This window comes from Arthrobacter sp. NPDC057009 (genome assembly GCF_042673905.1).
In the GTDB taxonomy this organism is placed as follows: Bacteria; Actinomycetota; Actinomycetes; order Actinomycetales; family Micrococcaceae; genus Arthrobacter.
Genome location: NZ_JBHUSB010000053.1, coordinates 1 through 1,858 on the forward strand (window position 1 = coordinate 1; position 1,858 = coordinate 1,858).

The following is a 1,858-nucleotide window of genomic DNA, read 5'->3' on the forward strand; positions in this document are numbered from 1 at the left end:
CCTAGCTGGCTATAGGTCCTGTCAAGTACATGTTCGGGGCATGGCAGTGCACGCTTCCTGGAAGCGTGGGGCGGACCTTTGTGTGTGGCGGCGGTTATTGGCTAGGCCGGCAGGGGTTCCGGGGCGCGCCCACGCTGACTTATCCGACCTCGGCAGTTGACCGGGTCATCTGGCGTCGTTCGGGCTGCGCCGCGGCGAAGGGCCGGGCGCCATGCTAGGTGCGGCGTAACGCGTGAGCGTCCGCCATAGCGAAAGCGGCGTCTGGTCCGGCCCTTCGTCGGTTCCAGCGTCTCACCGTGGTCCAGGGTTGTGAAGGGGCTTATGTTCCACCTCCTTGCACGGATGAAACGACGGGCGCTTTCCGGCCCGGGCCCCTATGGTGTGCCGCGGCTTGTCGCTGTCAACGTCGTTCGTCCTCGCTGCGCTGCGGGCGCTCCACGTTGACGGACTTCCTGCGCCGACGGCGGGATGGGCCGCTATCACCGGCAAAGCCTGCGGGTGGTCACGCCCAGTGGGCTGGGTCGTAGGCTGTTTGGTCCCGGACCATGGCGTAGGCGATCCGAGTGGCCCTGTTGGCCAAGGCGCAGGCGATCACCCCGCCTTTCTTGCCCCGCGTTTTGAGCGTCGCCGCGTAGGCGCGGCTGGGCGCGTCATTGAACCAGAGCCCGATGCCGAGGTCGATCAAGGCCCGGCGCAACGCCACGCTGCCCTCCCGGCTGATGGATCCGTCGCGCCGTTTGCCTGCCGATTCATACTGGGCCGGCGACAGTCCCGACGCTCGGTAGATTTGTGACGGCCCGGGCCAGCGCTGCGGGTCGCCCAGCGCCGCCCCGTAGTTGGCAGCTCGGACTACGCCCCAGCCCGGGGTCGTGGTGAGCGTCGCGAACGGGCTCAGCGGCAGCAGCCGCGCCAACTCAGCCTCGGCCGCATCGATCTGCACGCTGAGCTCTGTCAGGAGCGCCAGATCGGCGGCCAGAACCTGCCGGGCCACCGGTGCGTCTACGGTGGTCAGTGCGTCGCGGGCGGCCTTGACCAGCCGCTCGGCCAGCGGTCGGCGCACCTGGAGCCCGCGGAGGGCGGCGAACCGGATGAAGCGGCTGGCGCCCAGGACTGCAAGCCGGCGCGGGTCGGCGAATTCCACCGCCACGAGGCGTCCTACCTTGGTGCCGAGGACATCTGGCAACGCCAGGGTCAACCCCGGGAAAGCCAGGTCCAGCTGGCCCAGCAACTGGTTCTTCGTCGCCGTCCGCATCAGGATCCTGCGGGTCCGATGCGCCGCCCATGCACCCAGCTCACCGATCACGGCCTCATGGGCAGTGACAGGGATGCCGCGGCCGGCCAGCACCAACTCCGTGATCGCCTCCAAATCCAGGGCATCGGTTTTAACCCGCCGCCGTCCCTGGATCCTCCGCTGCTCGGCCACATGCGCGGGATTCAGTTCCAGCACCTGCCAACCTGCAGGCCACACGGATGGAGTCAGCAGCGGCCGATGGTAATGCCCAGCAGCCTCGATCCCGACTCTCACCGGAACATCCGCCCCGGCCAGCCTATTTCTGATCAGCGCCAGGACACCCTTCACGCCACTGCCCGTCATCTCAAAGTCCACCGGACCCAGCAGACGGTGCCGGGCGGCATCCGTAACCGACAAAGCGACCACCGTCTTGCCCACATCGACGGCCACCACAACAGGCAAATCCACCACCGGGACTGAATCAACAGACATAACCCGCGCCACCTCCAAAACACTCTGTGGGGGGATCGCCGCGAGAGAACGCCAGATCCCCAAAAGAATCTGATGCATCCCGTCCTGACATCTCCGGAGTGTTTTGGGAAGGACTAACTCAACTCATATCAGCGA

1 protein-coding gene is annotated in these 1,858 nt (G+C 66.7%); it reads right to left on the reverse strand.

Features of this window, described 5'->3' with window-relative positions:
- Positions 1-502: 502 nt before the first annotated feature.
- Positions 503-1,723 carry an IS110 family transposase gene (locus ACFTR6_RS22055; protein ID WP_377959479.1) on the reverse strand — a complete coding sequence of 407 codons (1,221 nt, stop codon included), beginning with the start codon at positions 1,721-1,723 and terminating at the stop codon, positions 503-505.
- Positions 1,724-1,858 lie beyond the last annotated feature (135 nt).

Coding starts and splice junctions, on each gene's coding strand:
- ACFTR6_RS22055 (WP_377959479.1), bottom strand. CDS start 1,723: ATGTCTGTTGATTCAGTCCCGGTGGTGGATTTGCCTGTTGTGGTGGCC.